Source organism: Flavobacterium sp. I-STPP5a, from assembly GCF_009764685.1.
GTDB lineage: Bacteria > Bacteroidota > Bacteroidia > Flavobacteriales > Flavobacteriaceae > Flavobacterium.
The window spans coordinates 55,916-81,709 of record NZ_VHLM01000019.1 but is presented as its reverse complement, the minus strand read 5'-3'; the positions used below and the strand labels follow the sequence as shown (position 1 = coordinate 81,709).

Below are 25,794 nucleotides of genomic sequence, written 5' to 3'. Positions count from 1 at the left end.
TTTTGCAAATATACATCCCTCCTTTTTAAAACGTGAATTATTATGACTAAAAAAAGTGTTTTTGAAGTTGAAGAAGTAAATACCCATATCGTCAATTGGTTAAAAACCTATGCCGAAAACGCAAAAGTTAATGGTTTTGTCATAGGTATTTCGGGTGGTGTAGACTCTGCAGTAACCTCTACTTTGTGTGCACAAACAGGCCTTCAAGTTTTATGTGTTGAAATGCCCATACATCAAGCCGAAAGTCATGTAAAAAGAGCTCAAGAGCACATAGAGCAATTAAAATCTAGATTCACAAACGTACAAAGCGTACAAACTGATTTGACAGCTGTATTTGAAACTTTTAAACAATGCGTTCCTCATAGCATTGATGAGGCAAAACTCAACCTTTCCTTAGCGAACACGCGTGCCCGTTTACGCATGACTACCTTGTACTACCTTGCAGGACTACATGGATTACTAGTTGCTGGAACCGGAAACAAAGTTGAAGATTTTGGTGTTGGTTTTTATACAAAATATGGTGACGGCGGCGTAGATTTGAGCCCTATTGCTGACTTGATGAAATCTGAAGTGTATGAGTTAGGCCAATATCTAAAAATTCCAACTTCTATTCAAGAGGCATCTCCTACAGATGGTCTTTTTGGTGATGATAGAACAGATGAAGACCAACTAGGAGCTAGTTATGACGAATTAGAATGGGCAATGCTCGCTGATGAATCTGGAAAAAAAGTATCTGATTTTGAAGGAAGACAAAAAAATGTATTCGAAATTTACAAACGTTTAAACACTGCAAACCGCCATAAAATGGAGCCTATTCCGGTTTGTAAAATACAAATTTAATAAAAAATTAAATTTTTATGTTGATTTACAATTAATTACAGAATTTATTTATTAATTTTACATTTCCAATTACAAACAATTCAAAAAAAATTAAAATTATGATTAAAGTATGTATAGCCGATAATTATCCTGTTGTGCATTTTGGAGTAAAATCTTACTTTAAAGATAATGCTGACATCTCCATTGTAGCCAATGTAGGCAATTTCTTAATGGTACGAGATATACTTCAAACCAAAGACATTGATGTATTAGTACTAGATTTGGATCTGGAAGGACTTTCCAGCATCTTTGAGGTCAAAACGATCTTGAAAGATTTTCCAAAAACAAAAGTAATTTTATACAGTGGACTCTCTGAACAGATTTATGCACCAAATGCCATTAAAGCCGGAGCATCTGGCTTTGTGCACAAATCCGAAAAGTTAGAAACACTAGGAATTGCTATTATAAAAGTATCACAAGGTAAGATCATCATGAATGAAACCGTGAAGAAAAACTTAGCCTTGATTGCAAAACAAAGTAAAAGTGAACGATTGTATCGTAAGCTTTCAAACCGTGAGGTAGAAGTATTACGCTACTTGAGTGGAGGGAAAAAGAATCACGAAATTGCTGATATCTTAAACCTGAATGAAAAAACAATCAGTACTTACAAATTACGTTTATTAACTAAACTAAATGTTACCAATCTGGTTGATCTAGTAGACAAAGCAAAAAAATTAGAAATCGTTTAGTAATATCTTGACATTACACGACCTAATTTTTTTGAAAAAGAATGGATTAAAATATTATAATCCATAACTAATGATAAAGGCTCTGTATTATCTGAATTTGGTTCAGATGATATGGAGCTTTTTAATTCTTCTATAATACTGCCCACAAGATACCATCTAAGTGTTAAGATAGTCTCCGTAACTTCTTGACCAATGGTTTCATTTTTAGTTTTTGGAAAAATATTTTGACCTACCCAATCATGAAGAACGAGTTGCTCATCTTCCATTAAAATATCTGTTACTTCTTGGGCAAAGTCAACATCCAATCGCATTAAATACTGCTCCATACTAAAGGATTCATTCTCATTATAAAATGCTATCAAGTCATTGTAAATTGCCCTAAACAAAGGATTGGCAAGTTGCACCTCATCTTCTTGCAAACTGAGATAAATACGCTGGTAAATTTTATAGTTTCTATTTTCTGAAACAGTTTCAATTTCGCCTTCAGCATTTGTACGCAAAAAAACATCTTCAAATTCTTCTTCAAGGTTGCCATACAGCAGTAAAATTTCAATTATTTTACGTTCCAATCGATTTAATACATCAACTTTATTGGCAGCAATAGGGTTTTCATTTTTAACAATTTCAAAAGCTTGTTGCTCTTGTTTTTGTTTTTTTCCAACCTCGGCAACTTCTTTTTGAGACAATTGTGCCAGAGTACTTTGTAATACTTGCTCTGAAATATCCATAATTCGGGAACATTCCTGAATGTAAATTTCGCGTTGAATTCGATCTGGAATTTTAGATATACTCCCTACCATATCCCGAATCAGGTCGGCTTTTTTTACTGGATCGTTTTTGGCTTCATTCATTAAGAGCGATGCTTTGAACTGAATGAAATCTTTAGAATTATTTTCAAGATAATAGACTAAATCATCATACGACGTTTTTTTTGCAAAACTATCTGGATCTTCCCCATCGGGAAAAGTACATACTTTGACATTCATACCCTCTTCAAGTATCAAATCAATTCCACGCACAGAGGCGCGCAATCCTGCTGCATCTCCATCAAATAAAACGGTAATGTTTTTTGTTAATCTATTTATCAGTCTAATTTGATCTGGCGTCAAGGCAGTACCAGATGACGCTACCACATTCTCAATACCAGATTGATTGAATTGTATCACATCCGTATATCCTTCAACAAGGTAACAATTGTTTAATTTTGCTATGGATTGTTTGGCTTGATAAATACCATACAGCACTTTACTCTTGTGGTAAATTTCACTTTCAGGTGAGTTTAGGTATTTTGCTGCTTTTTTATCATTGGTTAAGATACGACCTCCAAAACCCAAGACTCGTCCAGACATGCTCTCAATAGGGAACATCACACGCCCCTTGAAGCGATCAAAAGGCCTGTCCTCTTTGGGAATTGTAAGTCCTGTACTTTCCAGAAATTCTAATTTATATCCTTTGCCAAGAGCTTCTTTTGTAAACGCATCCCAGCTTTCAGGTGAATATCCTAGACTGAATTTTTTGATGGTTTCATTTGTAAAACCCCTTTCCTTAAAGTACGAGTAGCCTATAGCTTTTCCCTCTTCGGAATTTAAAAGTGTATTGTGGAAATACGTTTTGGCAAATTCCGAGACCAAATACATGCTTTCTCGAGTATCTGTGAGTGCTTTTTCTTGATCTGTTTGCTCTGTTTCTTCAATTTCAATATTATATTTTTTGGCTAAGTATCTAATGGCTTCTGGATACGTAAAATGAGAGTGCTCCATCAAGAAAGCAACAGCATTTCCGCCTTTTCCAGAACTAAAATCCTTCCAGATTCCTTTAGCCGGAGAAACCATAAATGATGGTGAACGCTCTTCAGAGAATGGACTTAAACCTTTATAATTACTTCCTGCTCTTTTTAAATGAACAAATTCACCAATAACCTCCTCTACACGAGCAGTTTCATAAACAATATCAATTGTAGCTTTTGAAATCAAGTTGAATAAAATATTTAGGGATTGAAAAATGTAAAATTACACAAATCAAATTGGATAATTCACAATCTAAAAAACAAAAAAACACTTCTTTACAAAGTGCTTTTTTATGCTGCTAAAATGCCATCAGCAATTAATTAAAATCAAAACGCAAACCTAGTGAAACATTGTTTTGCTTGACAGCATTGTCTTTAAATATTGGATTTAAATCATATTTCAAGTATAAACTTGTAGCTTTATAGCCTATATAAGTGCTCAATCCATAGACAAAATCACTGGTATTAAAATCACCTTTTGTTTTTTCGGTTGATTTTAAATCTGAATTTTCATATTGTAAAATTTGTTTTGTTTTAAGGTTTAGTCCTGCATACCCGCCTAGTCCTACTCTAACACTTTGATGAGATTTAAAATAGGTCTTATCGTTCTTAACCTCTGGTTTTGTAAAATCAAATTCTAAATGTAACGGAAATACCAAGCTCACATTTCTAAATCTAGAATCTTTTAATTCAATAGGATTCACCGCCAAATTAGTTTGATTGCCATTCACCTCAAAACTAAGATTATCTGTAGGGCGCAGGTTATTGTACATCACTGACAAACCGTACTTGGCATGCAATAGGTTAGAATTGTTTAAAAGTCTAGAATTATAAGAAACGCCAATTTCATAAAAATGAGATCCTAAATACCTGAAATCTGATTTTTTAACTTCGCCATCAGTCACAACATTGTTCAATCCTGCAGCAAAAACAAATTGTGACGTTGTTCTTTTGGATTGGCGTTCATCCTTATCCTCTTGTCCGTTGTACACTTTCAATGAGGAAACATTAAATTCGGTTTGATTTGGTCTAAGCTCTTCAGAATTGGTTCCAAAAATAATCATTCTGCCACCACTTCTAGTGTCTTTAGCGTCTTGCACTTTTCCATCCACTTTATCTTGTACCAAATTTTTCAACTCTTGCTGTACAACTGATACTTTATTTTCAATTATAGTCGCTCGTGTTTGTGCAAGCTTTTGCTTTTTTAAATTAGCTTGTTCAATTGTAATCTCCCCCTTTTCAAGTTGGATATTGACATCTTCAACTTCTGCTTTCAAAAGAGCTTTTTGTTCTCTGGTAATCCATTCTATGTTTTCAGCGATTTTTTTTGCTTTTGACTCGAATGATTCCTGTGCTACTAATTTGCTTAAAAACAAGTATAATAAAATTACTAAGTAAATTGTTAAATTTCTCATGATGATTTGATTTTTGAATTTGATTGATGATTTTTATTCTAAGTTACGATTGGTTAACGCAATTTTAACCGTTTGATAATTCTTGCTCAATTTATTGATCACTTTTTCTCGAAAGGAAAGTTCGAGTTCTCCATCAACTTGGGAAAGTAAATCATCTGGATTTACACGCACTACTAATTTTTGATTCAATTGCTCTTCTTTCTTTGATGGATGCTCAACAACCGCTAACAATTCGTCAATTGTAGCGTCACTGATTTTTGATTTGATTAATTTTTGTTCAACTTTTTGATTGATGATTGAAACTTCTGCTACTTGATTTTGATTTGAATTAATATTTTCAATTATTGATTTTTCGTTTAAACCCGGAATTTTATTAGCTTTTGAAGTAGTGCTTTGAACAACATTGGTAACTAAATCTTTTTCCTCTTCCGTTTTTAGTTTTACCGAATTATCATGAACTATGGTGGTTTTTGAAGTATTTAAATTTTGAAATACAACTCGATTTTCTTGATTTACATTCAAACTTTCTTTTTGATCAAAAAATAGGGTTCCAACAATTAGAAAACCAACAAAACTTGCCGCCACATACAACCATGGGAATTTAGTTTTTTGTTTTTCTGTCTCAGAAAGCATTGCATCTAATTTGTCCCAAGCCATCGCCGAAGGTTTGATTTCTCTAGCATTCAACTGCTCTTTTATTTGCATTTCAAATTTATTCGGTTCCATACTCATAATTTTTTATTGTACTAATTTGTACTTGCAGCATTTTTCTAGCATGCGATAATTGCGACTTTGATGTTCCTTCATTAATTCCCAACAGGGTTGCAATTTCATGGTGTTTAAATCCTTCTATCGCAAATAAATTAAAAACCATTTTATAACCATCTGGTAAATTATCTATCAAGGATTGAATGTCGTCTACAGACAATTGACTTTCAATAGCATTAAAACTTTCCTCATCGCGACCGATCACGAAATCATCTTCGATATATTTAATTTTTTTATTTACTCTGATAAAAGAAATGCATTCATTAACCATAATTCTCCTGATCCAGCCTTCAAAACTTCCTTTGTGTTCGTAATTTTTAAGATTGGTAAAGACCTTCATAAAAGCAGTAATCATAACATCTTCGGCCTGATGCATATCTTTTATGTATTGACGGCAAACACTTAGCATTTTAGGAGAAAACTGGGTGTAAATTTGCTGTTGCGCTTGTCGATTATTATCGACAGCCAACCGGATTAATTCCATTTCTTCGTGATGTAAGTTGATTACTTTCATAAATAGTTTCAATGACAAAAATCAATATCAATGTCAATGCATTTTAGTGCTGTTGCAATTAAATCTTGATATTGAACCTCATCTCTATTTACATAGACGCTTTTCGATATAAAAAGGTTGCATGACATCTGATTTTTTTTTGATTTTGAACTTTGAAAATCAAAAAAACGAGTAAAATAAGGCGTTCAGAAGCTAAAATATTTTTAAAAAAATTATTTCTTTCTTTCAATAACGTAGTTGACCATTAAAATTAGGGCGCTTTTATAATCGGATTCAGGGAAATCTTGAAGTAATAAAAGTGCTTCATGTTGAAAAGCAACCATTTTTGCTTCGGCATAAACCAAACCATTGTTGTTTTTCACAAATGCAATAACCTCTTTAACGCGTTTTTTGTCTTTGTTGTGATTTTTTATCGAATTGATAAGCCAGCTTTTCTCCTTTGAGGTACAAGTATTTAAAACATGAATAAGAGGCAAAGTCATTTTTTGCTCTTTGATATCAATTCCAGTTGGTTTACCAATGGCTTCATCCGTATAATCAAATAAATCATCTTTGATTTGAAAAGCCATACCTATCAGTTCTCCAAATTTGCGCATCTTTTCAACTTGCTCTTCATTCTCGATCACAGAACAAGCACCTAAAGCACAACAGGCAGCTATAAGAGTAGCTGTCTTTTTGCGAATGATTTCGTAATAAATATCTTCAGTGATGTCGAGTCTGCGGGCTTTTTCAATTTGGAGTAATTCCCCTTCGCTCATTTCACGAACAGCGACAGATATAATTCTAAGTAAATCAAAATCACCGTTATCTATAGAAAGCAATAGACCCTTGGATAATAAATAATCACCCACCAGTACTGCAATTTTATTTTTCCAAAGTGCATTCAACGAGAAAAAACCTCTCCGGCGGTTGCTATCATCCACAACATCATCATGAACCAGTGTGGCCGTATGTATAAGCTCTATCACACAGGCACCACGATAAGTGCGCTCATTTACAAGACCATTAGCAACCATTTTTGCAGTCAAAAAAACAAACATAGGACGCATTTGTTTCCCCTTGCGGTTTACTATATAATAGGTAATTCTATTGAGTAAAGCCACTTGAGAGGTCATGGATTCATAGAACTTTTTTTCAAAAAGTTCCATTTCTTTTAAGATAGGCTGTTTTATTTGAGAAGTGACATTCATTAAGAAATCAAAGTTACGGCTTTTAGTAAATATAAATACGCTAAAACTCAATTTTAGTGATTCAATTTAAAAAAAAATGTATTCCTAACATTGCTAACCTATTCTTAATAACATTCTTGATTTTGTTAAAGTTACCTTAATCTCTTGAAGGCACCTCCCTTCTAAGTTTGCAAAACAAAAATAAAACAACACACCAATGAAAATTTTAAGAAAAAATCTACTCTTTCTTTTACTTCTATTTTGCGTACACATTACTACTGCGCAAACCAATACAATATCAGGAAAAGTAACCGATTCATCCGGATTCCCGCTAACTGGAGCAACTATTTTAGTTAAAGGAACTAAAAATGCATCCACTGCAGATGAAAATGGAAAGTACAGCATTAAAACCGAACTAGGCAAGACATTAATTTTTAGCTATATGGGTTTTAGCTCCAAAGAAGTTGTAGTGACCAACCAACAAAATCTGAATGTTACATTGCAAGACGATTCAATTTCTCTAGGAGAGGTTGTTGTAACTGCTTTAGGAATTAAAAGAGATAAACGTGCATTAGGATATGCATCCCAAGAGTTAAAAGCAGAAGACATCAATAAGGTAAACTCAGCAAATTTTGTATCTAACCTAACAGGTAAAATATCAGGAGTTCAAATTACAGGCTCTGGAAACGGAGTGACAAGTTCTTCAAGAATTACTATCCGTGGCGATAAATCTTTAAACATCAATAACAACGGTCCTTTGTTTATAGTTGATGGTATTCCTATCAATAATAATGTATATGGTGTAGGAGGCGGTCCCACTACTCAGACTAACCTACCAACTGATTATGGCAATGGTGCTTCAGAAATTAATCAAGAAAATATTGAAAGCGTAAACGTATTAAAAGGTGCAGCCGCATCAGCACTTTATGGCTCTAGAGCAGCAAATGGTGTTATTGTTATTACAACTAAATCTGGCAAAAAAGGCAAAGGATTTGGTGTTTCAATCGCTTCTTCTTTCATGACAAGCGAAGCATTGCGCTTACCTGAAATTCAAGGTGTTTATGGTGCGGGATCAAAACAAGTATACGATCCTGGAGCAGATACAAACTTAGGTCCACGTTTTGACTCAGGAGTTTCTTTGTTACAAAATGGAAGTCCAGGATATGCAATAGGACAAGGACAAGTTTTACCATTTGAATTCAGATACAACTTAAATGACTTTTTTAGAAAAGGAAACTCAATTTCAAACTCAGTATCGATTTCTGGTTCAGATGAAAAAACAAATTTCAGACTAAGCTATGGCAAAACTACTAGCGAGGACATAGTACCTAACTCTAATTTAAAAAGAGAAAACATAAATCTCAACCTTAATTACTCCATTTCAGACAAATGGAAAATTAGCACAGTAGCTACTTACACAAAAAGTGCCAGTGATAATACTCCTGTAACTGGTTACGGAAGTCAAGGAATTATGTACAATTTACTTTGGAATCACACCAATGTAGACTTAGATTGGCTTAAAAATTACTGGATTGTTAAAGATGTGAGACAAAACAGCATGTTTGGTTGGGGAGACAATCCATTTAAAATTGCAAATGAAAATATTAATGCATTTAAAAAAGGACGTCTTTTTGGGAACATTTCTTCTACTTATCAAATCGATGAAAACTTTTCGTTTATGGCTAGAATAGGAATGGACAATTCTAATGATTTTAGATGGTCAAGGCGACCAATTGGATCTTCAAGATATGTTTCAGGAATGTACCGTGAACAAACGATTGGTTTTACAGAATACAATGCTGATATGTTGTTGAGTTACGATCATAATTTTGGGGATTTTTCGGTTAAATTATCTTACGGAGCAAACAGCATGAATCAATACACATCTGAAAGTAAAATTGAAGGACAAGGAATCAGTATTCCTGGAATTTACAATTTACAAAACATTAATGTTATGCCTATTTCATCAAGAGATATTTACAAAAAACGCATTAACAGCATGTATAGTTTTGCAAATATTGGATACAAAGATTTCCTATATTTAGATGTAACAGCTAGAAATGATTGGTCTTCTACTCTTCCAGCGGACAATAATTCCTACTTCTATCCTTCTGCTTCACTAAGCTTTATTCCAACTTCATTATTTGAAATGAATGAGAATATTGATTTCTTAAAACTGAGAGTAAACGCAGCTTCGGTAGGGAACGACACTGATCCTTATAAATTAGTTAAAACATACAACAATGGAACTTTAGCGGGTACATTGACTAATCCTAGCACTATTTTAAACAGTAATTTGAAACCTGAAATTGCAACATCCTATGAAGCAGGTGTTGAAGCTCAGTTTTTCAAAAAAAGAATTACGCTAGATGCTAGTTATTACATCACCAATTCTAAAAATCAAATCGTAGGTTTAGATGTATCACAAGCCTCAGGATTTAATTCAAACGTAATCAACGCAGGTAAGATACAAAACAAAGGAATCGAGATAGGATTAGGAATAACTCCTGTTCGAACAGAAAATTTTGAATGGTCGCTTAACGCTAATTTTACTAAGAACCGTGGTACTGTAAAAGAACTGACTCCAGGTATTAACAATTACATCATTGCTCAAGGTCCTAATGGTGGTACAATTGAAGCACGTGTTGGCGAAAGAATGGGAGACATGTACGGGCGTGGTTATTTAAGAAGCCCTGACAATCAAATTGTATTCGACACTAATGGCTCCCCAATTTTAGATACAAAAATCAAGAAAATAGGAAACTACAATCCAGATTGGATGTTGGGCCTAAGCACTAATCTTAAATATAAAAACTTCAATCTTAATGCATTATTAGATGTACGTCATGGTGGTAAAATATATTCAATGACCAATTCAATTGGGATGGAAAGTGGCATACTTGCCGTTTCATTACCTGGCAGAGAAACAGGAATTGTAGGTAAAGGTGTTGTTAAAAACACAGACGGAACGTACAGACCAAACACCACTTCTGTAAGTGCAGAAAACTGGTATTACAACAATGCTTACCGTAGAGATAATATTGAAGCCAATTCATTTGACGCTTCTTATGTAAAACTGAGAGAGGTAAGTTTGAATTACAGAATATCAGACAAATGGACCAAAGCGATAAAAATGCAAAACTTAAGTATTGGATTAGTTGGAAACAATCTAGCACTTTGGACAAAAGTTCCAAACATTGACCCAGAAACTCAAGCAATAAGTGGTGGTACATTATTACCTGGATTCGAAGTATTGCAACTGCCATCATCCAGAAATTATGGAATCAAATTAAATGCTTCATTCTAAAAAAATTATCATGAAAAAAATCATAGCCTTTATAGTATTATTAACTCTAAGTATTTCTTGTACCGATGGGTTTGAAGAAATCAACACTAATAAAAATCAACCCACCGCTTCACAACCTAAGCAGATGCTTCCCAACGTTATTTTTAACTTGGCCAATAGTAACGTAACCAACTCCTATGACTTTGGAGACATCGTAGCTCAATATGGTGGTTTCTATGAGTACAACCAACTTGATGTTTATGACTGGGGTGCTGACAACCGTTTTTGGGGATTATACAAATGGCTTAACGATATCTATGATATTAAAAAACAAGCCATCGCATTAAATGACAAAAATTACGAAGCCATTAGTCTTGTTCTTGAAACCTATACCATGAGTCTAATTACGGATACCTATGGTTACGTTCCCTATTCTGAAGCTTCAAAAGGAGAATCTGGAATATTAAAACCTAAGTATGATTCTCAAGAAGCTATCTATAAACAACTGCTTTTAAATTTAGACAATGCAAACGCTTTGATAAATGTTAAATTAAAAGTAGAAGGAGACTTATTGTATGGTGGTGACATGTTAAAATGGAAAAAATTCTGTAACTCGCTACATGTTCGTCTCTTGATCCGAATTTCCAACAAGGTCAATGTTAGCGCTAAATTAAATGAGATTGTTACTAAACCAGCAGTATACCCCTTATTTCAATCGAATATTGACAATGCAAACTATGTGTACTCAGGAAGCTATCCTAACATTTCACCTATGAGTGATGGAGTAAACAGATTGTACGGTTACAATATTGTGATTCCTTCCACAAATCTAGTGAATACATTAATAGCAAATAATGACCCTAGACTTGACGAATGGATTGATCCTATTGCAGGAACAACGAATCATTTAGGATTAAAACCTGGATTACCACTAGATCAAATTGGGGAACCAACAAAATATTCTAGAAGAGCAGAAGATTATTTTTATGGAAAAACAAAAATATCTTCCATATTCATGACCTATAGTGAATTGAACTTCTTGCTGGCCGAAGCAAGCCAACGCAATCTAATTACAACTGGATCAGCCAAAATGTATTATGATACTGCAGTAACAGCTTCTTTCGCGCAATGGAATACAACTATGCCAAATAATTACTTGACGGTTACAGCACCATATAACGCTGCAAATGAAGTTCTATATACCCAAAAATGGTTAGCTTTATACCACACAGGAATTGAATCATGGTTGGACTGGAAAAGAACTGGAAAACCAAGTTTTATTCAGGCAGGTCCGGGAGCTAAAAACAATGGCAAAATACCTAGAAGAATCTTATATCCAAGTTTAGAGCAATCTGTAAACAAAGACAACAATAGTGAGGCCTTACAAAAAATAGGAGGAAGCGACAATATTAACGCAAAAATATGGTGGGATAATTTTTAATTGAAATGAAAATGAAAAAAATATTTTTAATTCTGATCCTTCTTGTTGCGGTGAATTCGCAAGCCCAAAAAGCAGAGAACATCATTATCATCACCACTGATGGATTTAGATGGCAAGAGGCTTTCAAAGGAATGGATGAAGCTTTAGCAAAGGACAAAAAATTCAATCAAAACGACAGTGCTTATATTTATAAAAAATATTGGGCTGAAAATGTAAACGAGCGAAGAGAAAAATTAATGCCTTTTATGTGGTCTGTTCTAGCAAAAAAAGGACAGATTTATGGTAACAGAAACCTTGGCAACAAGGTAAATAACGCCAATCCCTATTGGTTTAGTTATCCCGGTTATAACGAAATCATGACAGGCTACGCTGATACTTTAATCAATACAAACAAGTATCCTGCAAATCCAAATATTACTGTTTTAGAATTCTTAAGCAAACAAGCAAAAATAAAAGGCAAAGTTGCTGCTTTTGGAGCATGGGATGCTTTTGATAATATCCTAAACGAAAAAAGAGCAGGTTTTCCAGTGGTATCTGCTTTTGATAAGGTAGGAGGAAAATCACCTACAGAGAGACAAAAATTAATTAATGCTATGCTAGCAGATTCATTTAAACCTTTTCACGAGGAGGAATGTTTGGATGTATTTACACATTATGGTGCTCTTGAAGAATTGAAAACAAACAAACCAAAAGTATTGTACATATCCTATGGCGAAACGGATGAGTGGGCTCATGCAGGCTTTTATCGTTCCTATTTAGATGCGGCACATCAAGTGGATGCTTGGATCAAAGAGATTTGGGACTTTGTACAAAACGATCCTCAATACAAAGACAAAACGGCTTTAGTATTTACAACAGATCATGGCAGAGGCGATCTTATAAAAGCAGAATGGACGAGTCATGGACCACAAATAAAAGACGCTTCAGAAATATGGTTTGCTGCTATGGGACCAAAAATTGAAGCAAAAGGGGAAATGAAAGAGGACAATCAATTGTATCAAGATCAATTTGCACAAACTATAGCTAAGATTATGGGTTATACATTTGAAGCCAATCATCCTATTGCGAAAGAAATCTCTTCAGTAGTAAAATAAATTAATTGCTCAAAAAAAAGCTGTCCAAAAGTACTTTTCGGACAGCTTTTTTTATGCTTCTTTATTGGCCAATTGTCCGCAGGCAGCATCAATATCTTTACCTCTACTTCTACGCACTTTTACCACAATTCCGCTAGCTTCAAGTGCTTTTATATAAGCATTTATGGATTCCTCCGATGCTTGTTGAAATTCCCCATCATCGATTGGGTTGTATTCGATAAGATTCACTTTGCAAGGAACATATTTACAAAATTTGACTAATGCATCGACCGCTTCTTTAGTGTCGTTGATGCCTTTCCAAACTACATATTCATAGGAAATTTTGCTTTTGGTTTTTCGGTACCAATATTCTAATGATTCCCGTAATTCAGCCAAAGGAAAATTAGCACTAAAAGGCATAATACGTGCACGAACTTCATCTATTGCCGAGTGTAATGAGACAGCTAGTTTGAATTTCACATCGTCATCGGCTAGTTTTTTAATCATTTTAGGAACTCCCGAAGTGGAAACCATAATTCTTTTTGGAGACATCCCTAATCCTTCAGTGGAAGTAATCATTTCAATGGCCTTCAAAACATTGTTGTAATTCATCAATGGCTCTCCCATTCCCATGAAAACAATATTCGACAACGGATGATTGTAATACAAACGGCTTTCTTTATCAATAGCAATTACCTGATCATAGATTTCAGCAGGTTCCAGATTACGCATTCTTTTTAATCGCGCTGTGGCGCAAAAATTACAATCTAAACTACACCCTACTTGACTCGAAACACAAGCGGTAGTTCGTGTATTTGTAGGTATCAAAACCGACTCTACTACTAAACCATCGTGTAACCGAACCGCATTTTTTACGGTTCCGTCTTCGCTGCGTTGCATGGTATCTACTTTGATGTGATTGATCACAAAATGCGTTTCCAGCATAGTCCTAGTTTGTTTAGAAACATTGGTCATGTCCTCAAAACTGTGCGCTCCTTTGCTCCACAACCATTCATATACCTGATTTCCTCTAAAGGCTTTGTCATTATTGGCAACAAAAAAATCACGCAATTGTTCTTTTGAAAGGGATCTTATATCTTTTTTTTCGATTTCCATGCTGCAAATTTAATGACAATTTTGAATTATATGGATTTTTTTTAACCCTCAAAATTATATTTTGTAACTTTGTTTTTCTAACAGTAATAGACATGGGACTTCCAGAATTAAAACAGAAAATTCAAATGCAAATTGAAAATGCCGACGAACGTTTATTGCGTATTGTTTCTTCGGTATTTGACAATTATTTGAATGAAATTGTTTCTTACGATGTTAAAGGAAATTCCTTAACAATCTCAGAATATCATAATAAAGTTGAAGAAGGTCTAGAAGATATTAAATACAACAGAGTAGTTTCTCAAGAAAATCTTATTGAAGAAATGAAAACTTGGAAAAATGAGTAATCCAAAGTATCCAATCTTTTGGACTACAAATGCAAAACTTGATTTAAAAGAAATTTATTTTTCGCTGGAACAAAAGATCTCTCCTAATGTTGCAACTAGAATAACTAATGAAATTTTCGAAAGTATAAAGGCAACCACTTTCCCTGATCAATTTCAAATTGATGAATACCGAATTGATTGCAAGAGAATAATTATCCGAAATTATAAAGTACTTTACCAATTTCATCACAATACCATTTACATTGTTCGAATATTTAACACTTTTCAAAATCCAATAAAAAGTTTAAGATAATGCATTTCATTTCACCAGAATTAGAAGATTACATTGAGCAACATTCCGAAAAAGAGCCTGCATTATTAGCAGCTTTAAACAAAGAAACGTACCAAAAGATTTTGCTTCCGCGAATGTTAAGTGGGCATTTTCAAGGTAGGGTTTTAAGTATGTTGTCAAAGTTGATTCGACCTCTGAATATTCTGGAAATTGGAACCTATACTGGTTATTCAGCATTGTGTTTGTGCGAAGGCATGCAAGAAAACGGACAACTGCACACGATTGACATCAAAGAAGAATTAGTTGATTTTCAACGGAAACATTTTGACAAATCGCCTTGGGGTGCGCAAATTGTTCAACATCTCGGCGAAGCAGTTGACATTATCCCAACGATTGACTTAAAATTTGATTTGGTTTTTATTGATGCTGATAAAGAAAACTACTTGAACTATTTTGAATTGATCGTGCCCAAAATGAATAAAGGAGGGATTATTCTATCTGATAATGTTTTATGGAGCGGAAAGGTTTTAGAACCCCTGAATCCTAAAGATTTGAGTACGAAAATATTACTAGAATACAATCGTTTATTAGCAAGAGATCCAAGAGTAGAGACCGTTTTACTACCTATTCGTGATGGATTAACGGTAAGTAGAGTTCTTTAGTTTAAAAATTCTACTGAAAACAACTGCCCTAGCCCTGATAGAAGCGGCATCTCCCGATCTTAAAAAACAAGGCTCTTTTGCCGTAGTTTTTTTGATCGGGAATACAGCGGATAGCAGGAAAAAGCTACTAAATAAAAAGAGTTATGAAAGCTCCTGAGGGAAATATTTCTTTTGTGCTTTTTTGTACATAAGGTGCATTAGATACCCAAAAACAAAGCCGAAGAAATAGCCCGTGAGTATGTCTAAAGGATAATGCAAGCCTAGATAAATCCTACTGTACGCAAAAACTAAAGGCCAAAGAAATAAAAACCCGAAGTACTTGATTTTGTTTTTAAATACAAAGTATAAAAAGCTAGCAACAGCCATAGAATTTGCGGCATGCCCTGAAAAAAAGCTATAAGAACTTCTGGATTGAACTACCCTGATAAAAGTATTAATATCTGGATTGTTACAAGGGCGCAAACGCTGAAAACCATTTTTGAAAGCGTTTGTAGTTTGATCTGTAAAGGTGACTAATAGCGCTACAAATAGCAGTAAATACAAGGTTTGTTTGCTTCCTAATTTTTTGTAAACCAAAAACAATAGCAATAAAAAAAAGGGAAGCCAATTGATTTGTTTGGTCAAAAATAACCAAGTTGCATCAAAGGTTTCATTGCCAAGGCTATTGAGATAAACAAAAAGTTCTACATCAAGTGCACGTAGTTTTTCTAGCATTACATTTGTCGTTTAATAGGCCCTGTAATTTCATCCTCAAGTGAAGAAGTTGCCTCTTCAACAGGTTTTGTTTCTGCAAGTAAACTGTCTTTTACTTTCGTAATCTCATCAGTTACACCTGATGTAATAGAATCAAATGGAGAGGTGTCTCCCAAGATAGATTCTTTCGCTTTATTGATTTCGCTATTAATCGATCCTGTTATGTTAGAAATAGATTTGGTATCAAAACCATTTGTTTCTGCTCCTTTTTGAATTTCACTTTTTATATCATTTGTAGCATTTTTTAACTGTGCCATTGCTTTACCCATGGTTCTAGCAATTTCGGGTATTTTATCTGACCCAAAAAGCATAAGAACAATAAACATGATGAAAATTAATTCGCCTCCTCCTATACCAAACATAATTTTATATTTTTTATGGTTACAAAGATATTACTTTTTGAATGTTTGACTTTTAATTATTTCATAAAAATACCCCCAAAGAGCAGTTGCTTTTGGGGGTATTGTATTTTATTAAAAAAGTAATTAATCAAATTTTGATTTCACTTCTTCTTTTGGCCAAGTATTATTAGTTACATCAATATCAGCCGTTTCTAATTTTGGATCTACAACAATTTTTTTGATCGCTTTGTCTGTAGCGTATACTTTCTTAGCAGTGTCATTGTTTTTTCTCCAAATTTGAGCTGGGTATTTAAACGTTTCTTTTGAGTCATCCTCATACGTTAACTCCACAATGATTGGCATTAACATTCCTCCTGGCTTGTTATACTCCACTTCGTAAAAATATTTTGGTGCTTTTAATGCTGATTTTTCCTCGGCAGTAAAGTTTTTTTCTACGTACTCAGATAATAAACTTACCTCGTTAATAGCCAATGCTTTTTTATCTTTAGCGCTTAACTCCTCACTTGTAGCAGGAACTAAGTATACGAATGGTCCTTTTTCTTGACCAAAACGCCCTCTACGAACAACTGCATCTTTTAATTCCTTTGTTGCCGTTTCTGATACATAATATTGTTTTACCTCTTTTACACCAATATCTACAAAATCAGTGGAGTAAAACCATCCTCTAAAAAACCAGTCTAAATCAACTGCCGAAGCATCTTCCATAGTTCTAAAAAAGTCCTCAGGAGTTGGGTGCTTGAATTTCCATCTGTTAGCATATACCTTAAACGCATGGTCAAACAATTCTCTACCCATAATGGTTTCTCTAAGAATGTTTAATCCTGTAGCAGGTTTTCCGTAGGCATTAGCTCCAAATTGTACTATAGTTTCAGAATTTGACATGATTGGCTCTAAGAATTTTTGATCACCACTCATGTAAGGAACTATTTTACTTGCTGGTCCGCGGCTTGAAGGAAAATTAACATTCATTTCTTGCTCAGCCATGTATTGCATAAACGTGTTCAATCCTTCATCCATCCAAGACCATTGACGCTCATCAGAGTTTACAATCATTGGGAAAAAGTTATGTCCTACTTCATGAATTACCACACCTATCATTCCGTTTTTAGTACGCTCACTAGTAACTCCTTTTTCATCAGGGCGACCGTAATTCCAGCAAATCATTGGGTATTCCATCCCTTGATCTTCTGCTGAAACCGAAACTGCTTTTGGATACGGATAATCAAACGTATGTGCTGAATAACTTTTTAAAGTATGAGCTACTGTTCTAGTTGAAGTTTCTCCCCACAATGGGTTGGCTTCTTTTGGGTAAACCGAAACAGCCATTACCGTTTTATCATTTAGTTTCACCGCCATGGCATCATAAATGAATTTTCTAGAAGTTGCAATACCAAAATCTCTAACGTTTTTAGCACTGAATTTCCATGTTTTCTTTTTGTCTGAGAAACCTTTTTCAGCCGCCTCAGCTTCTGCCTGTGTTACAATAACAACTGGTTTATCATATGATTTAGTTGCCAATTCGTATCTTTTTACTTGCTCTGCAGTAAAAACTTCGCTTCTATTGGTTAACTCTCCTGTTGCTTCCATTACGTGATCAGCAGGAACTGTGATATTTACATCAAAATTACCAAATGGCAATGTAAACTCTCCTGTACCCCAAAACTGCATGTTTTGCCATCCTTCAACATCATTGTACACCGCCATTCTTGGATAAAACTGAGCAATTACATACAATTTGTTGCCTTCTTTTTCAAACAATTCATATCCAGAACGACCGCCTTCTAGTCTATAATTATTAATGTTGTACCACCAGTTGATAGAAAAAGAAAATTTTTCTCCCGGTTTTAATGGTGATGCCAAATTAATACGCATCATGGTTTGATTAATCGTGTACGATAAAGGATTTCCTTTAGCATCCTTAACTTGTTCAATATTAAAACCGCGTTCTGCTGGCTCTTTTAAAAATTTAGTAGCAAAACTTCCCGCTGGAAAAACTTGCTCCATTCTTTGGCTGTCTGCCAATGGTGTCTGCGAGTTTTTAGCAGCTTGATTTTGATCTAATTGAACCCATAAATACTCTAACGTATCTGGTGAGTTGTTAGAATAAGTCACGGTTTCTGAACCTGTCAATCGTGATTTTTTATCGTCTAGTTCAATGTTAATTTTATAATCTGCTTGTTGCTGGTAGTAAGCAGGTCCTGGTGCTCCAGATGCAGTACGAAACATGTTTGGCGTTGCCAAAACATCATACATCTGGCTAAATTTGTTGTTGTCATATCTGCCTGTTTGCTTAGGAGTTACAGGTGCCGTTTTCTCTTGTGCAAATAGCATTGCAGGAAGCAGCAAGAATAAGGATAATTTTTTCATAGTTGGAAATCTGGTTATTTCAATGCGTGAAAATAATATTTTTTTTGTTTAAAAAGGTACAAATTAATATTTTAACACTCCTTTTGATGTTGATGTCGTAAATAAAAGTGTGTTTTTGACCCCTAAAACGTTAAAATGCATAATGTTTTGTTGCTCAACATTATTTTGTGTCAATACTGCATTATATATATCTAGCGCCTTCATTTTTTTGATTTCTTTGATACTCAAATAACAAATAAGCACATCCCCTTCCATCTCTTTGCTCACAAAATTTATAACTTTAGTTTGTCCATCTACTTTAATAATACACTTTTCATTAAGATATTTTTTTAAAAGCAAGACATCTTCAGCTGTCTCCATTTCTGAACCTAAATTTACTTTTCTATTGTGCTTTTTTTCCAAGGCATTATTCAAATCGTCTACAAAAATACGTGCCGTGATTTGAATCATTTTCTTCTCAGAAACATAATTTACTTGAAACAAGGCAACATAAAATTTGTGTGCCGCAAAAGATGACATAGAGAGAATGAGTACTACAAAAAGAACTCTTGTAATTATTTTTTTCATTTTTCAAAAGTAGTGAATCTTTTAAATTCTTTGTTCTTGTTAACCAAAAAATCCATTAGTAAAAAGGTATCTATATCCTTTAAATACTTACTTGAAGCAGTCTCGTTTTTACAATAATCCAAAAATAAATTGACTTCATCTGGTGCTAATTTTAAAGTATTCGTAAAAAAATAACCAGCAATTCTAGACAAAACTAGTTCAGGAAACACATCTGTATTGTTGCTCTCATCCACCTCTCCGTTTTTCTTTGAGAATGCTTTTTTAAGCATTTTAAAAACGCGTACAAAATCAAATCCGTTTTCAATGGATCTATCCGATGGCATAGCGCTATTCTTGACAGCTGATTTTTCATCGCTTATGAATTTCATGTCAACTATTCTTTGGGTGTTAGGCAAAGAAGGCTTTGGGTCTAACTTTACTTTGACCACAACTTCTTTTAAGGCCGTCAACTGCGTTGCCAAATCAAATAAAGAGAGTGGTTTTAAAAAATCGTTTTCAGAAACAATGATCTTTCTCGACTTAAAATTTAAGCTAGAAATGAGCAACGTATCTTTGGCTTGAGCCAAAATATCAAAAAAAAACCTACTTGCTGATAAACGTTTTAGTCTTGGCATTCAAATTAAAAACATATCCATTATCTACAATGGTAAAATCATTGATCAATCGCGCATGCAATGGCTTTCTATAATTATTTTGAGCCTACAAAACGCTACCAAAAAGAATACAAATAAGTAACAGCAGCTTCATATTATTGATTTTTCAAAATTGCTATTTCAGTTGCCTTTTAATTTATCTTTATATTCTTGTGCCAAGGGTATCATGCTAAAAATAATTTGATCTTTGTCCCGAGTAAGTAGTGTTTTTGTAAAGTTATCATTTTCAACCAAATAATATTTAAACCCACTGATATATTCCTGTTTAATCCCTAATTGATTTATAAAAAAAGCATCTTGAAACTCCTCGGAAATCCATTTGATATTCAGTTCTTTTCTCTCAAGAACAATCATTTTTTTTAAGCGTTTGGTTCTGCCGTTTATTTTATTGATCAAGGGATCTAATTCCATTGAACCACCTAATAAACCTAACAGCATGATGGGTTTCCAATCCCCCGCTGTTTGTAACTTTCGTTCAGCAGGAGTGAACTTTTTAGTATTTTTTGACGCTATACCTAAACTGTAGGCATCTATCTTTTTACCATTGACAACAACTTCTTTCAACACCGTATTCTTTAGTTGCATCTCTATTACAGCATCTGCTTTTTCGAAATCAGCATCTAAGATTATTATTTGTTTCTTTTGCAAGTGAACGGCTTCAAAAACTAGAGTATCTTTAACATGAACCGCTATAGAAAAAAAGCCATCTGGATTAGTCCTAACTTGTAAACCTTTTTCTTTATTGGTAATGGCTACACCTGCTGTAAACTGATTGCTTACAATTACTTTTCCACTATAAACCTTATCAACAGTAGATTGACCAAATGCAATTTGGAATAAAAAAAGAACACAAAAGACTATTTTAAATTTATTGTGACGCATTAATTTCATTATAAATTTCGGCGAGCTTTACAATTCTGAACATTAATTTCCACTTGTTTTTGCTTTTTAGAGACGCACTAAACTCTGCATCTTCTATACAATAATACTGAAACCCTTTGATGTAATCTTTGTCAATTTTTAAGGTTTCAATATAATATTTATCTTGAAAAATCCCATTAAGTCTATTTAATGCTGCTATATTCCGTTCTACTTTAAGAGCATTATCAAGCGCCGGATTTTTACCAGTTATCATTATTTTTATTGCTTGCAGTGGTCCATTGGGTTGGGAATACCTACCGCGTTCCGCTGGCGTTACTACTTTTTGATTTTTAGGGATTATACCCAGTGCCCTAGCATTAATTCCTGGATGAGCATTAACATAAACCACTTGCAATTCAATTGCTTTTGTAAACATTTCAAAATCTAAATGTTTCTGATTCATATCCTTTTCGTCAATGCTGTACCTATGGATTTCTAAATTCGGCGCTGTAAAAACTAAAAGGTCGTCTGGTTTTGCCATTATATTAAAAATCCCCAAACTGTCACTTACCGTTTCTTTTTCAGTTACAATATTCAAGACATGAACACCAACTGTAGGTTTAGCATTTACTACTATTTTCCCAGTTAGGATTTTTTCATTCACAACCTGCCCCTGCGCACAAATACTCACTAATATTGTTATTAATGCTATGATATTATTTTGTTTCAAGAGCTATAATTTCGTTATAATTTTGAGCTAGTTTCGAAATTAAAAACATGGCCTTCCATTTGTTTTTGGTTTTTAAAGCGTCGGCAAATTCAACATCATCAACACAGTAATACTGGAATCCTAAGATATATTCTTGCGGAATTTTTAAATTTTCTACATAATATTTCTCCTCGAATAAAGAGCCTAACTTTGCTAACAACTGTTCTTTTTTCTCTACAATTATTTCCTTTTTAAGCATCGCTTTTCGTCCTGATAAAGTGTTAAGCAAGCCGTCAATACCTCCGCCAGATGTTGCAGTATACATCTTTCGCTCTGCGGGAGTATATTTTTTTTGACCGTAAGGAATGATTCGCAAACTTTCGGCACTAATGTTATTTTCGTTAATAATAACTTCCTTTAAAATAATACTTTTGGAATTCATTTTCACCAATAAAACCTTTTGATCAAGATCTTGTTTCTCTATTTTTTTTCGGAGTCCTTCTAGATTTACAGCGGTAAAAACAAGTATATCACCTTCTTTTACAAGAATTGTAAAGAAACCATTTACATCAGATGTTGTTGCTTTCTCGGTAGTAAGGTTAACAATATTAATGCGGTCTACAGCAACCGAATCTGCTACAATTTTACCCCGAATCTCTTTTACGGGCGTATCTTGACTGTACATTGATTGCACCATCATAAACAGCACAAACAATAATGTATTTTTAATTTTCACTGGCAATTATTTCTTTATATTGTAAGGCTAAATCTCCCATCAAAAAAGTAGTTAATGCCACATTTTTTGAGGTTAAAGCCGCAACAAAACTATCGTTTTCTATGCAATAATATCCAAATCCTTTTACGTACAAAGCCGGTATTTGAAACTTAGTCATAAAATATTCATTGGTAAACCAATTTTCTATTTGAATTATATACAATTCCTTCTTCTCTGCATTCAACTGCTTTTTTAACTTTTTTGTTCTACCAGAAATCCAGTTAAGCAATGGATCTACTGATACTGAGCCACCAGCCATTGAACCTGCATTTAAAGAGGCATTCAAGTCAGTTGCAGTATATAATTTTCTTTCAGCTGGAGTGTACGTCTTTTGTCCTTTTGGGATTATTCCGAGTGCTCTAGCATTAATTCCGTTTTGAACTACAACTTCCTTTAATTGATACGAGCGTAAGTTTGCTTGTACCGAAATAAATCCTTGAAGAAATTGCTGTGCCGATATTGGAATGTAAGTATCATTTATTTGCAATCCGTTAAATACCAAGGTATCTCCAACCGCTGCAAGTATCGAAAAATTTCCTTGAGCATTAGTTCGAGTGGTTTCTTTAGTCTTTTTGTTCACAACATCAACACCCTCTAAAACCTCTTCTTGCACCACTACCGAACCCTTTAGAACAATTCTAGGCAACCCTTGCGACTCCATTTGTGTAGTCATCAAAATTATAAGCAAGCACAGCACTTTAAACATTCGTAAAAAAAGGAGTATTGATTCGTTGTAAAAGTATCGTAATGCTTTGCAAATTAATTACTAATAGGATGGTAAAAAAATGTTAATTAAAAATCACAGTTAAAAAAGACGGTTTTAATATCTTTATAAAAAAATAATACCTGAACAATGAAAAATATGATTATTGCAAGTACCTCAACACTTGCTCATCAAAGTTACTTAGAGTATCTATTGCCTACCTTAACCAAACATTTTAAGGATTGTAATAGCATCCTTTTTATTTCATATGCTAGACCTGGCGGTATTACTCACGAGGAATACACAACAATTGTTAGATTGGCTTTCGCCAAAATTAATATTACTGTAAATGGAATTGAGGAATTTGAAAATCCCGTTCAAGCCATACAAGAAGCATCTGGAATTTTTACCGGTGGCGGAAACACCTTTGTTTTGGTATCCCAATTGTATAAAAACAACATCATGCAACCACTTGCTGATGCTATAAAGAAAGGAACCCCGTATCTAGGCACAAGTGCAGGCAGTAATATATGCGGACTTAGCATGCAAACCACAAATGACATGCCTATTGTTTATCCTCCTAGTTTTAAAACCTTAGGAATGATTCCGTTTAATTTAAATCCGCATTACCTTGATCCAGATACAAAATCTACTCACATGGGTGAAACACGCGAAACTAGAATTAAGGAATTCCACGCATACAATTCGGTTCCCGTATTAGGATTGAGAGAAGGCAGCTGGCTAGAAGTAAAAGGAGATAAAATAACCTTGAAAGGCAATTTAACCGCAAGATTGTTTGGTCAAAATCAAACTCCCACAGAACTTGAAACAGAAACTGACTTGAGTTATATTAAATAATTTTAAAGAAACTTTTGAAACAAAAAAAAAGCCGAAACATAAAGTTTCGGCTTCAAAAAGTTAAAGACAAGGCTTCCCGTATCTCTTCGTTCACGGGATATCCCGAAGCTTCGGGATTAGCACAACGTTAAAACAAAAAAGCCGAAACATAAAGTTTCGGCTTCAAAGAGTGAAAGACGAGGCTTCACGTATCTCTTCGTTCACGGGATATCCCGAAGCTTCGGGACAAGCACAACGTTAAAACAAAAAACCCCAAACGAAAGTTCGGGGTTTAAGAGCGAAAGACGAGGCTCGAACTCGCGACAACCAGCTTGGAAGGCTGGAGCTCTACCAACTGAGCTACTTTCGCATTATAAGCGTAAAAAAATTTCTAAGTAAAACTTGAAACTTAGAGCGAAAGACGAGGCTCGAACTCGCGACAACCAGCTTGGAAGGCTGGAGCTCTACCAACTGAGCTACTTTCGCATTAACAACGGTGCAAATATACTTAATAAGTTTCCTTTAATGCAAGTTTTTTTTAGAAAAAGTCAAAGCTATCAACCGTTCGACCTTTATACAAACCATGATTTAAAACCGTAAATAATTTAATATGAATTTATTATAACGCTTTAAAGCTTTAAAAAAAAATATAAAAAATATTTTAAAAACACCTGTTTTAAGCACCAATAAGATAAAAAACACTACTCAATAAGTGTTCCTACCTATTTTTATGAAGCATTACGAAATGCTTTTACTTCCAAAAACTGTTGCTCTTGAAGGGTGATAAATAAAAAAACAAGATTTATTTTGAATCGTATTGATGATCTCTTTAGATAATTCTGCAGGAACTGCTGGACATCCTTGGCTACGGCCTAAGCGTTGATTGTTTTTTATAAAAGAATCAGACACATAATCTGCAGCGTGCATAACAACGCCACGTGCTCTAGCATTATCATTTACTCCTTTTTCTAGACCGTCTAAACGCAGTGACGTACCGTGTTTTCCGGTGTAAATTTCGCCTGTGGCATAAAAACCCAAACTACTTTTATATGATTCTGACGCATTAGAAAACTGAGAGGCATACTCTTCTCCGGTGTTACGACCATGCGCTACAAGGGAGTGAAATAAAATTTCACCGGTCTCAATATTTATCACCCAAAGTCTTTTAGCATTAGACGACAAACTAAAATCAATGATGGTGAGTATTTCTTTTTTAATAATTCCTTTTTCTTTTAAAGAATAATATCCTTTGAGAGCCTCAGTAAAACTCTCTAGCTTAGGTAATGAAAAACGATCCGAATGCAAACTTCGGTACATTTGTTCCATTTTAGATTCGTCGGTAGGTACTGCATTATTTGCATATACATTGTGCCTGCTTGGGGTTTTATCAACAAAACGTGGTTTTTCTGTCAATGAAGTGAATAAAAGCAATAAAATAGTAGGTAGCATCGTATAAATCATTCGAGTCTATTGGGTTAAAATTGAATTTGGAGTCGCAAAATTAAACATAATAACATGTCATTCAACGGATTTAACATATTTTTATTTAAAAAATACTTGATAATGAATGTTTTAAACCACTATTCCCGTCACTACTACCTCCTCTTTTTAGATAAAAAGCAGTATCATTTTACTTGCTTTACTTTTTTATAATCATAATCTCTAAAATAATAATTCCTGTTTTCTGGTTATTTATTTAAGAAAAGTGTAACAAATCAATCTAAAGCAAGTCTATTATGACAAACTATGAATCTGTGGAGTCTTGAGCTTTACATCGAAACCAGTTTTAATCAT

The 25,794-nt window shown here is 34.1% G+C and carries 25 protein-coding genes and 2 tRNA genes; 9 read left to right on the top strand and 18 right to left on the bottom strand.

Translation table 11 applies throughout. From position 1 onward, the window contains the following. Nucleotides 1–42 precede the first annotated feature (42 nt). Together nadE and FJV36_RS04565 are read left to right on the top strand one after the other, a co-directional pair. A complete protein-coding gene (nadE, locus tag FJV36_RS04570) occupies nt 43–840 on the top strand; it encodes an NAD(+) synthase (protein WP_158729578.1) in 798 nt (265 codons plus the stop codon). Between the two features lie 98 nt (nt 841–938). Continuing rightward, nucleotides 939–1,568 carry a response regulator transcription factor gene (locus FJV36_RS04565; protein ID WP_158729577.1) on the top strand — a complete coding sequence of 210 codons (630 nt, stop codon included), beginning with the start codon at nt 939–941 and terminating at the stop codon, nt 1,566–1,568. Here the strand turns inward: FJV36_RS04565 and dnaG are convergent. The 5 genes from dnaG to FJV36_RS04540 form a co-directional block, all read right to left on the bottom strand. After that, nucleotides 1,565–3,541: a DNA primase gene (dnaG, locus tag FJV36_RS04560; protein ID WP_158729576.1), complete on the bottom strand. Its 1,977-nt coding sequence runs from the start codon at nt 3,539–3,541 to the stop codon at nt 1,565–1,567. The genes FJV36_RS04565 and dnaG overlap by 4 nt on opposite strands. A 130-nt stretch (nt 3,542–3,671) precedes the next feature. Next, complete coding sequence (locus FJV36_RS04555) at nt 3,672–4,769, bottom strand: hypothetical protein (protein ID WP_158729575.1); 1,098 nt, start codon at nt 4,767–4,769, stop codon at nt 3,672–3,674. Between the two features lie 33 nt (nt 4,770–4,802). Continuing rightward, nucleotides 4,803–5,495 carry a hypothetical protein gene (locus FJV36_RS04550; protein ID WP_158729574.1) on the bottom strand — a complete coding sequence of 231 codons (693 nt, stop codon included), beginning with the start codon at nt 5,493–5,495 and terminating at the stop codon, nt 4,803–4,805. Further along, a complete protein-coding gene (locus FJV36_RS04545; protein ID WP_158729573.1) occupies nt 5,482–6,051 on the bottom strand; it encodes an RNA polymerase sigma factor in 570 nt (189 codons plus the stop codon). The genes FJV36_RS04550 and FJV36_RS04545 overlap by 14 nt, the downstream gene beginning before the upstream one ends. A gap of 212 nt (nt 6,052–6,263) precedes the next feature. Further along, on the bottom strand, nt 6,264–7,241 hold the full coding sequence (locus tag FJV36_RS04540) for a polyprenyl synthetase family protein (protein WP_158729689.1): 978 nt from the start codon (nt 7,239–7,241) through the stop codon (nt 6,264–6,266). A gap of 196 nt (nt 7,242–7,437) precedes the next feature. Between FJV36_RS04540 and FJV36_RS04535 the strand changes: the two genes are divergently transcribed. The 3 genes from FJV36_RS04535 to FJV36_RS04525 are packed head-to-tail and all read left to right on the top strand — an operon-like array spanning nt 7,438 to nt 13,041. Continuing rightward, a complete protein-coding gene (locus tag FJV36_RS04535; RefSeq protein WP_158729572.1) occupies nt 7,438–10,527 on the top strand; it encodes a SusC/RagA family TonB-linked outer membrane protein in 3,090 nt (1,029 codons plus the stop codon). 10 nt (nt 10,528–10,537) lie between these two features. Next, nucleotides 10,538–11,947, top strand: coding sequence for a SusD/RagB family nutrient-binding outer membrane lipoprotein (locus tag FJV36_RS04530; protein ID WP_158729571.1), 1,410 nt, complete (start codon nt 10,538–10,540; stop codon nt 11,945–11,947). 11 nt (nt 11,948–11,958) lie between these two features. After that, nucleotides 11,959–13,041 carry a phosphoglyceromutase gene (locus tag FJV36_RS04525; protein ID WP_158729570.1) on the top strand — a complete coding sequence of 361 codons (1,083 nt, stop codon included), beginning with the start codon at nt 11,959–11,961 and terminating at the stop codon, nt 13,039–13,041. A gap of 51 nt (nt 13,042–13,092) precedes the next feature. Here the strand turns inward: FJV36_RS04525 and rlmN are convergent, their stop codons facing one another. Beyond that, complete coding sequence (gene rlmN / locus FJV36_RS04520; RefSeq protein ID WP_158729569.1) at nt 13,093–14,136, bottom strand: 23S rRNA (adenine(2503)-C(2))-methyltransferase RlmN; 1,044 nt, start codon at nt 14,134–14,136, stop codon at nt 13,093–13,095. A gap of 92 nt (nt 14,137–14,228) precedes the next feature. On the opposite strand from rlmN, the gene FJV36_RS04515 reads away from it, so the two are divergent. From FJV36_RS04515 to FJV36_RS04505, 3 genes are read left to right on the top strand one after another with little or no spacing between them, the layout of a single operon-like run. After that, nucleotides 14,229–14,480, top strand: coding sequence for a hypothetical protein (locus tag FJV36_RS04515; RefSeq protein WP_158729568.1), 252 nt, complete (start codon nt 14,229–14,231; stop codon nt 14,478–14,480). Next, entirely contained in the window at nt 14,473–14,772 is a 300-nt protein-coding gene (locus FJV36_RS04510) for a type II toxin-antitoxin system RelE/ParE family toxin (RefSeq protein ID WP_158729567.1), read from the top strand. The genes FJV36_RS04515 and FJV36_RS04510 overlap by 8 nt, the downstream gene beginning before the upstream one ends. Next, nucleotides 14,772–15,413: an O-methyltransferase gene (locus tag FJV36_RS04505; protein WP_158729566.1), complete on the top strand. Its 642-nt coding sequence runs from the start codon at nt 14,772–14,774 to the stop codon at nt 15,411–15,413. The genes FJV36_RS04510 and FJV36_RS04505 overlap by 1 nt, the downstream gene beginning before the upstream one ends. Nucleotides 15,414–15,554: 141 nt before the next feature. Here FJV36_RS04505 and FJV36_RS04500 read toward each other — a convergent pair whose 3' ends face one another. The 9 genes from FJV36_RS04500 to FJV36_RS04460 form a co-directional block, all read right to left on the bottom strand. After that, entirely contained in the window at nt 15,555–16,127 is a 573-nt protein-coding gene (locus FJV36_RS04500; RefSeq protein ID WP_158729565.1) for a phosphatase PAP2 family protein, read from the bottom strand. After that, nucleotides 16,127–16,528, bottom strand: coding sequence for a twin-arginine translocase TatA/TatE family subunit (locus FJV36_RS04495; protein ID WP_158729564.1), 402 nt, complete (start codon nt 16,526–16,528; stop codon nt 16,127–16,129). The genes FJV36_RS04500 and FJV36_RS04495 overlap by 1 nt, the downstream gene beginning before the upstream one ends. 123 nt (nt 16,529–16,651) lie before the next feature. After that, entirely contained in the window at nt 16,652–18,895 is a 2,244-nt protein-coding gene (locus FJV36_RS04490; protein ID WP_158729563.1) for a M1 family metallopeptidase, read from the bottom strand. A 63-nt stretch (nt 18,896–18,958) separates the two neighbouring features. After that, nucleotides 18,959–19,462, bottom strand: a complete 504-nt coding sequence (locus tag FJV36_RS04485) for a DUF6702 family protein (RefSeq protein WP_158729562.1) — start codon at nt 19,460–19,462, stop codon at nt 18,959–18,961. After that, nucleotides 19,459–20,076 carry a hypothetical protein gene (locus FJV36_RS04480; RefSeq protein WP_158729561.1) on the bottom strand — a complete coding sequence of 206 codons (618 nt, stop codon included), beginning with the start codon at nt 20,074–20,076 and terminating at the stop codon, nt 19,459–19,461. The genes FJV36_RS04485 and FJV36_RS04480 overlap by 4 nt, the downstream gene beginning before the upstream one ends. Nucleotides 20,077–20,235: 159 nt before the next feature. After that, nucleotides 20,236–20,997: a hypothetical protein gene (locus tag FJV36_RS04475; protein WP_158729560.1), complete on the bottom strand. Its 762-nt coding sequence runs from the start codon at nt 20,995–20,997 to the stop codon at nt 20,236–20,238. Next, the gene (locus tag FJV36_RS04470) at nt 20,984–21,706 is read right to left on the bottom strand and encodes a hypothetical protein (protein WP_158729559.1); all 723 of its coding nucleotides are present in this window, start codon (nt 21,704–21,706) and stop codon (nt 20,984–20,986) included. The genes FJV36_RS04475 and FJV36_RS04470 overlap by 14 nt, the downstream gene beginning before the upstream one ends. After that, nucleotides 21,693–22,421, bottom strand: a complete 729-nt coding sequence (locus FJV36_RS04465) for a carboxypeptidase-like regulatory domain-containing protein (RefSeq protein ID WP_233264595.1) — start codon at nt 22,419–22,421, stop codon at nt 21,693–21,695. Before FJV36_RS04465 ends, FJV36_RS04470 begins: the two co-directional genes overlap by 14 nt. Continuing rightward, nucleotides 22,411–23,133 carry a hypothetical protein gene (locus tag FJV36_RS04460; RefSeq protein WP_233264594.1) on the bottom strand — a complete coding sequence of 241 codons (723 nt, stop codon included), beginning with the start codon at nt 23,131–23,133 and terminating at the stop codon, nt 22,411–22,413. Before FJV36_RS04460 ends, FJV36_RS04465 begins: the two co-directional genes overlap by 11 nt. A gap of 180 nt (nt 23,134–23,313) precedes the next feature. Here FJV36_RS04460 and pepE point away from each other — a divergent pair, with 180 nt between their 5' ends. Beyond that, on the top strand, nt 23,314–24,021 hold the full coding sequence (pepE, locus tag FJV36_RS04455; RefSeq protein WP_158729557.1) for a dipeptidase PepE: 708 nt from the start codon (nt 23,314–23,316) through the stop codon (nt 24,019–24,021). Nucleotides 24,022–24,297: 276 nt separating this feature from the next. Here the strand turns inward: pepE and FJV36_RS04450 are convergent. The 3 genes from FJV36_RS04450 to FJV36_RS04440 all read right to left on the bottom strand — a co-directional run bounded on the left by FJV36_RS04450 (nt 24,298) and on the right by FJV36_RS04440 (nt 25,461). Next, a tRNA-Gly gene (locus tag FJV36_RS04450) sits at nt 24,298–24,370 on the bottom strand. Nucleotides 24,371–24,413: 43 nt separating this feature from the next. Next, nucleotides 24,414–24,486, bottom strand: a tRNA-Gly gene (locus tag FJV36_RS04445). Nucleotides 24,487–24,738: 252 nt separating this feature from the next. Further along, a complete protein-coding gene (locus FJV36_RS04440) occupies nt 24,739–25,461 on the bottom strand; it encodes a murein L,D-transpeptidase catalytic domain family protein (RefSeq protein ID WP_158729556.1) in 723 nt (240 codons plus the stop codon). Nucleotides 25,462–25,794: the final 333 nt, after the last annotated feature.

What these genes read in the sequence shown, in the direction of transcription:
- nadE (WP_158729578.1), top strand. Translation starts at nt 43, where the DNA reads ATGACTAAAAAAAGTGTTTTTGAAGTTGAAGAAGTAAATACCCATATC.
- FJV36_RS04565 (WP_158729577.1), top strand. Translation starts at nt 939, where the DNA reads ATGATTAAAGTATGTATAGCCGATAATTATCCTGTTGTGCATTTTGGA.
- FJV36_RS04555 (WP_158729575.1), bottom strand. Translation starts at nt 4,769, where the DNA reads ATGAGAAATTTAACAATTTACTTAGTAATTTTATTATACTTGTTTTTA.
- FJV36_RS04550 (WP_158729574.1), bottom strand. Translation starts at nt 5,495, where the DNA reads ATGGAACCGAATAAATTTGAAATGCAAATAAAAGAGCAGTTGAATGCT.
- FJV36_RS04545 (WP_158729573.1), bottom strand. Translation starts at nt 6,051, where the DNA reads ATGAAAGTAATCAACTTACATCACGAAGAAATGGAATTAATCCGGTTG.
- FJV36_RS04540 (WP_158729689.1), bottom strand. Translation starts at nt 7,241, where the DNA reads ATGAATGTCACTTCTCAAATAAAACAGCCTATCTTAAAAGAAATGGAA.
- FJV36_RS04535 (WP_158729572.1), top strand. Translation starts at nt 7,438, where the DNA reads ATGAAAATTTTAAGAAAAAATCTACTCTTTCTTTTACTTCTATTTTGC.
- FJV36_RS04530 (WP_158729571.1), top strand. Translation starts at nt 10,538, where the DNA reads ATGAAAAAAATCATAGCCTTTATAGTATTATTAACTCTAAGTATTTCT.
- FJV36_RS04525 (WP_158729570.1), top strand. Translation starts at nt 11,959, where the DNA reads ATGAAAAAAATATTTTTAATTCTGATCCTTCTTGTTGCGGTGAATTCG.
- rlmN (WP_158729569.1), bottom strand. Translation starts at nt 14,136, where the DNA reads ATGGAAATCGAAAAAAAAGATATAAGATCCCTTTCAAAAGAACAATTG.
- FJV36_RS04515 (WP_158729568.1), top strand. Translation starts at nt 14,229, where the DNA reads ATGGGACTTCCAGAATTAAAACAGAAAATTCAAATGCAAATTGAAAAT.
- FJV36_RS04510 (WP_158729567.1), top strand. Translation starts at nt 14,473, where the DNA reads ATGAGTAATCCAAAGTATCCAATCTTTTGGACTACAAATGCAAAACTT.
- FJV36_RS04505 (WP_158729566.1), top strand. Translation starts at nt 14,772, where the DNA reads ATGCATTTCATTTCACCAGAATTAGAAGATTACATTGAGCAACATTCC.
- FJV36_RS04500 (WP_158729565.1), bottom strand. Translation starts at nt 16,127, where the DNA reads ATGCTAGAAAAACTACGTGCACTTGATGTAGAACTTTTTGTTTATCTC.
- FJV36_RS04495 (WP_158729564.1), bottom strand. Translation starts at nt 16,528, where the DNA reads ATGTTTGGTATAGGAGGAGGCGAATTAATTTTCATCATGTTTATTGTT.
- FJV36_RS04490 (WP_158729563.1), bottom strand. Translation starts at nt 18,895, where the DNA reads ATGAAAAAATTATCCTTATTCTTGCTGCTTCCTGCAATGCTATTTGCA.
- FJV36_RS04485 (WP_158729562.1), bottom strand. Translation starts at nt 19,462, where the DNA reads ATGAAAAAAATAATTACAAGAGTTCTTTTTGTAGTACTCATTCTCTCT.
- FJV36_RS04480 (WP_158729561.1), bottom strand. Translation starts at nt 20,076, where the DNA reads ATGCCAAGACTAAAACGTTTATCAGCAAGTAGGTTTTTTTTTGATATT.
- FJV36_RS04475 (WP_158729560.1), bottom strand. Translation starts at nt 20,997, where the DNA reads ATGCGTCACAATAAATTTAAAATAGTCTTTTGTGTTCTTTTTTTATTC.
- FJV36_RS04460 (WP_233264594.1), bottom strand. Translation starts at nt 23,133, where the DNA reads ATGACTACACAAATGGAGTCGCAAGGGTTGCCTAGAATTGTTCTAAAG.
- pepE (WP_158729557.1), top strand. Translation starts at nt 23,314, where the DNA reads ATGAAAAATATGATTATTGCAAGTACCTCAACACTTGCTCATCAAAGT.
- FJV36_RS04440 (WP_158729556.1), bottom strand. Translation starts at nt 25,461, where the DNA reads ATGATTTATACGATGCTACCTACTATTTTATTGCTTTTATTCACTTCA.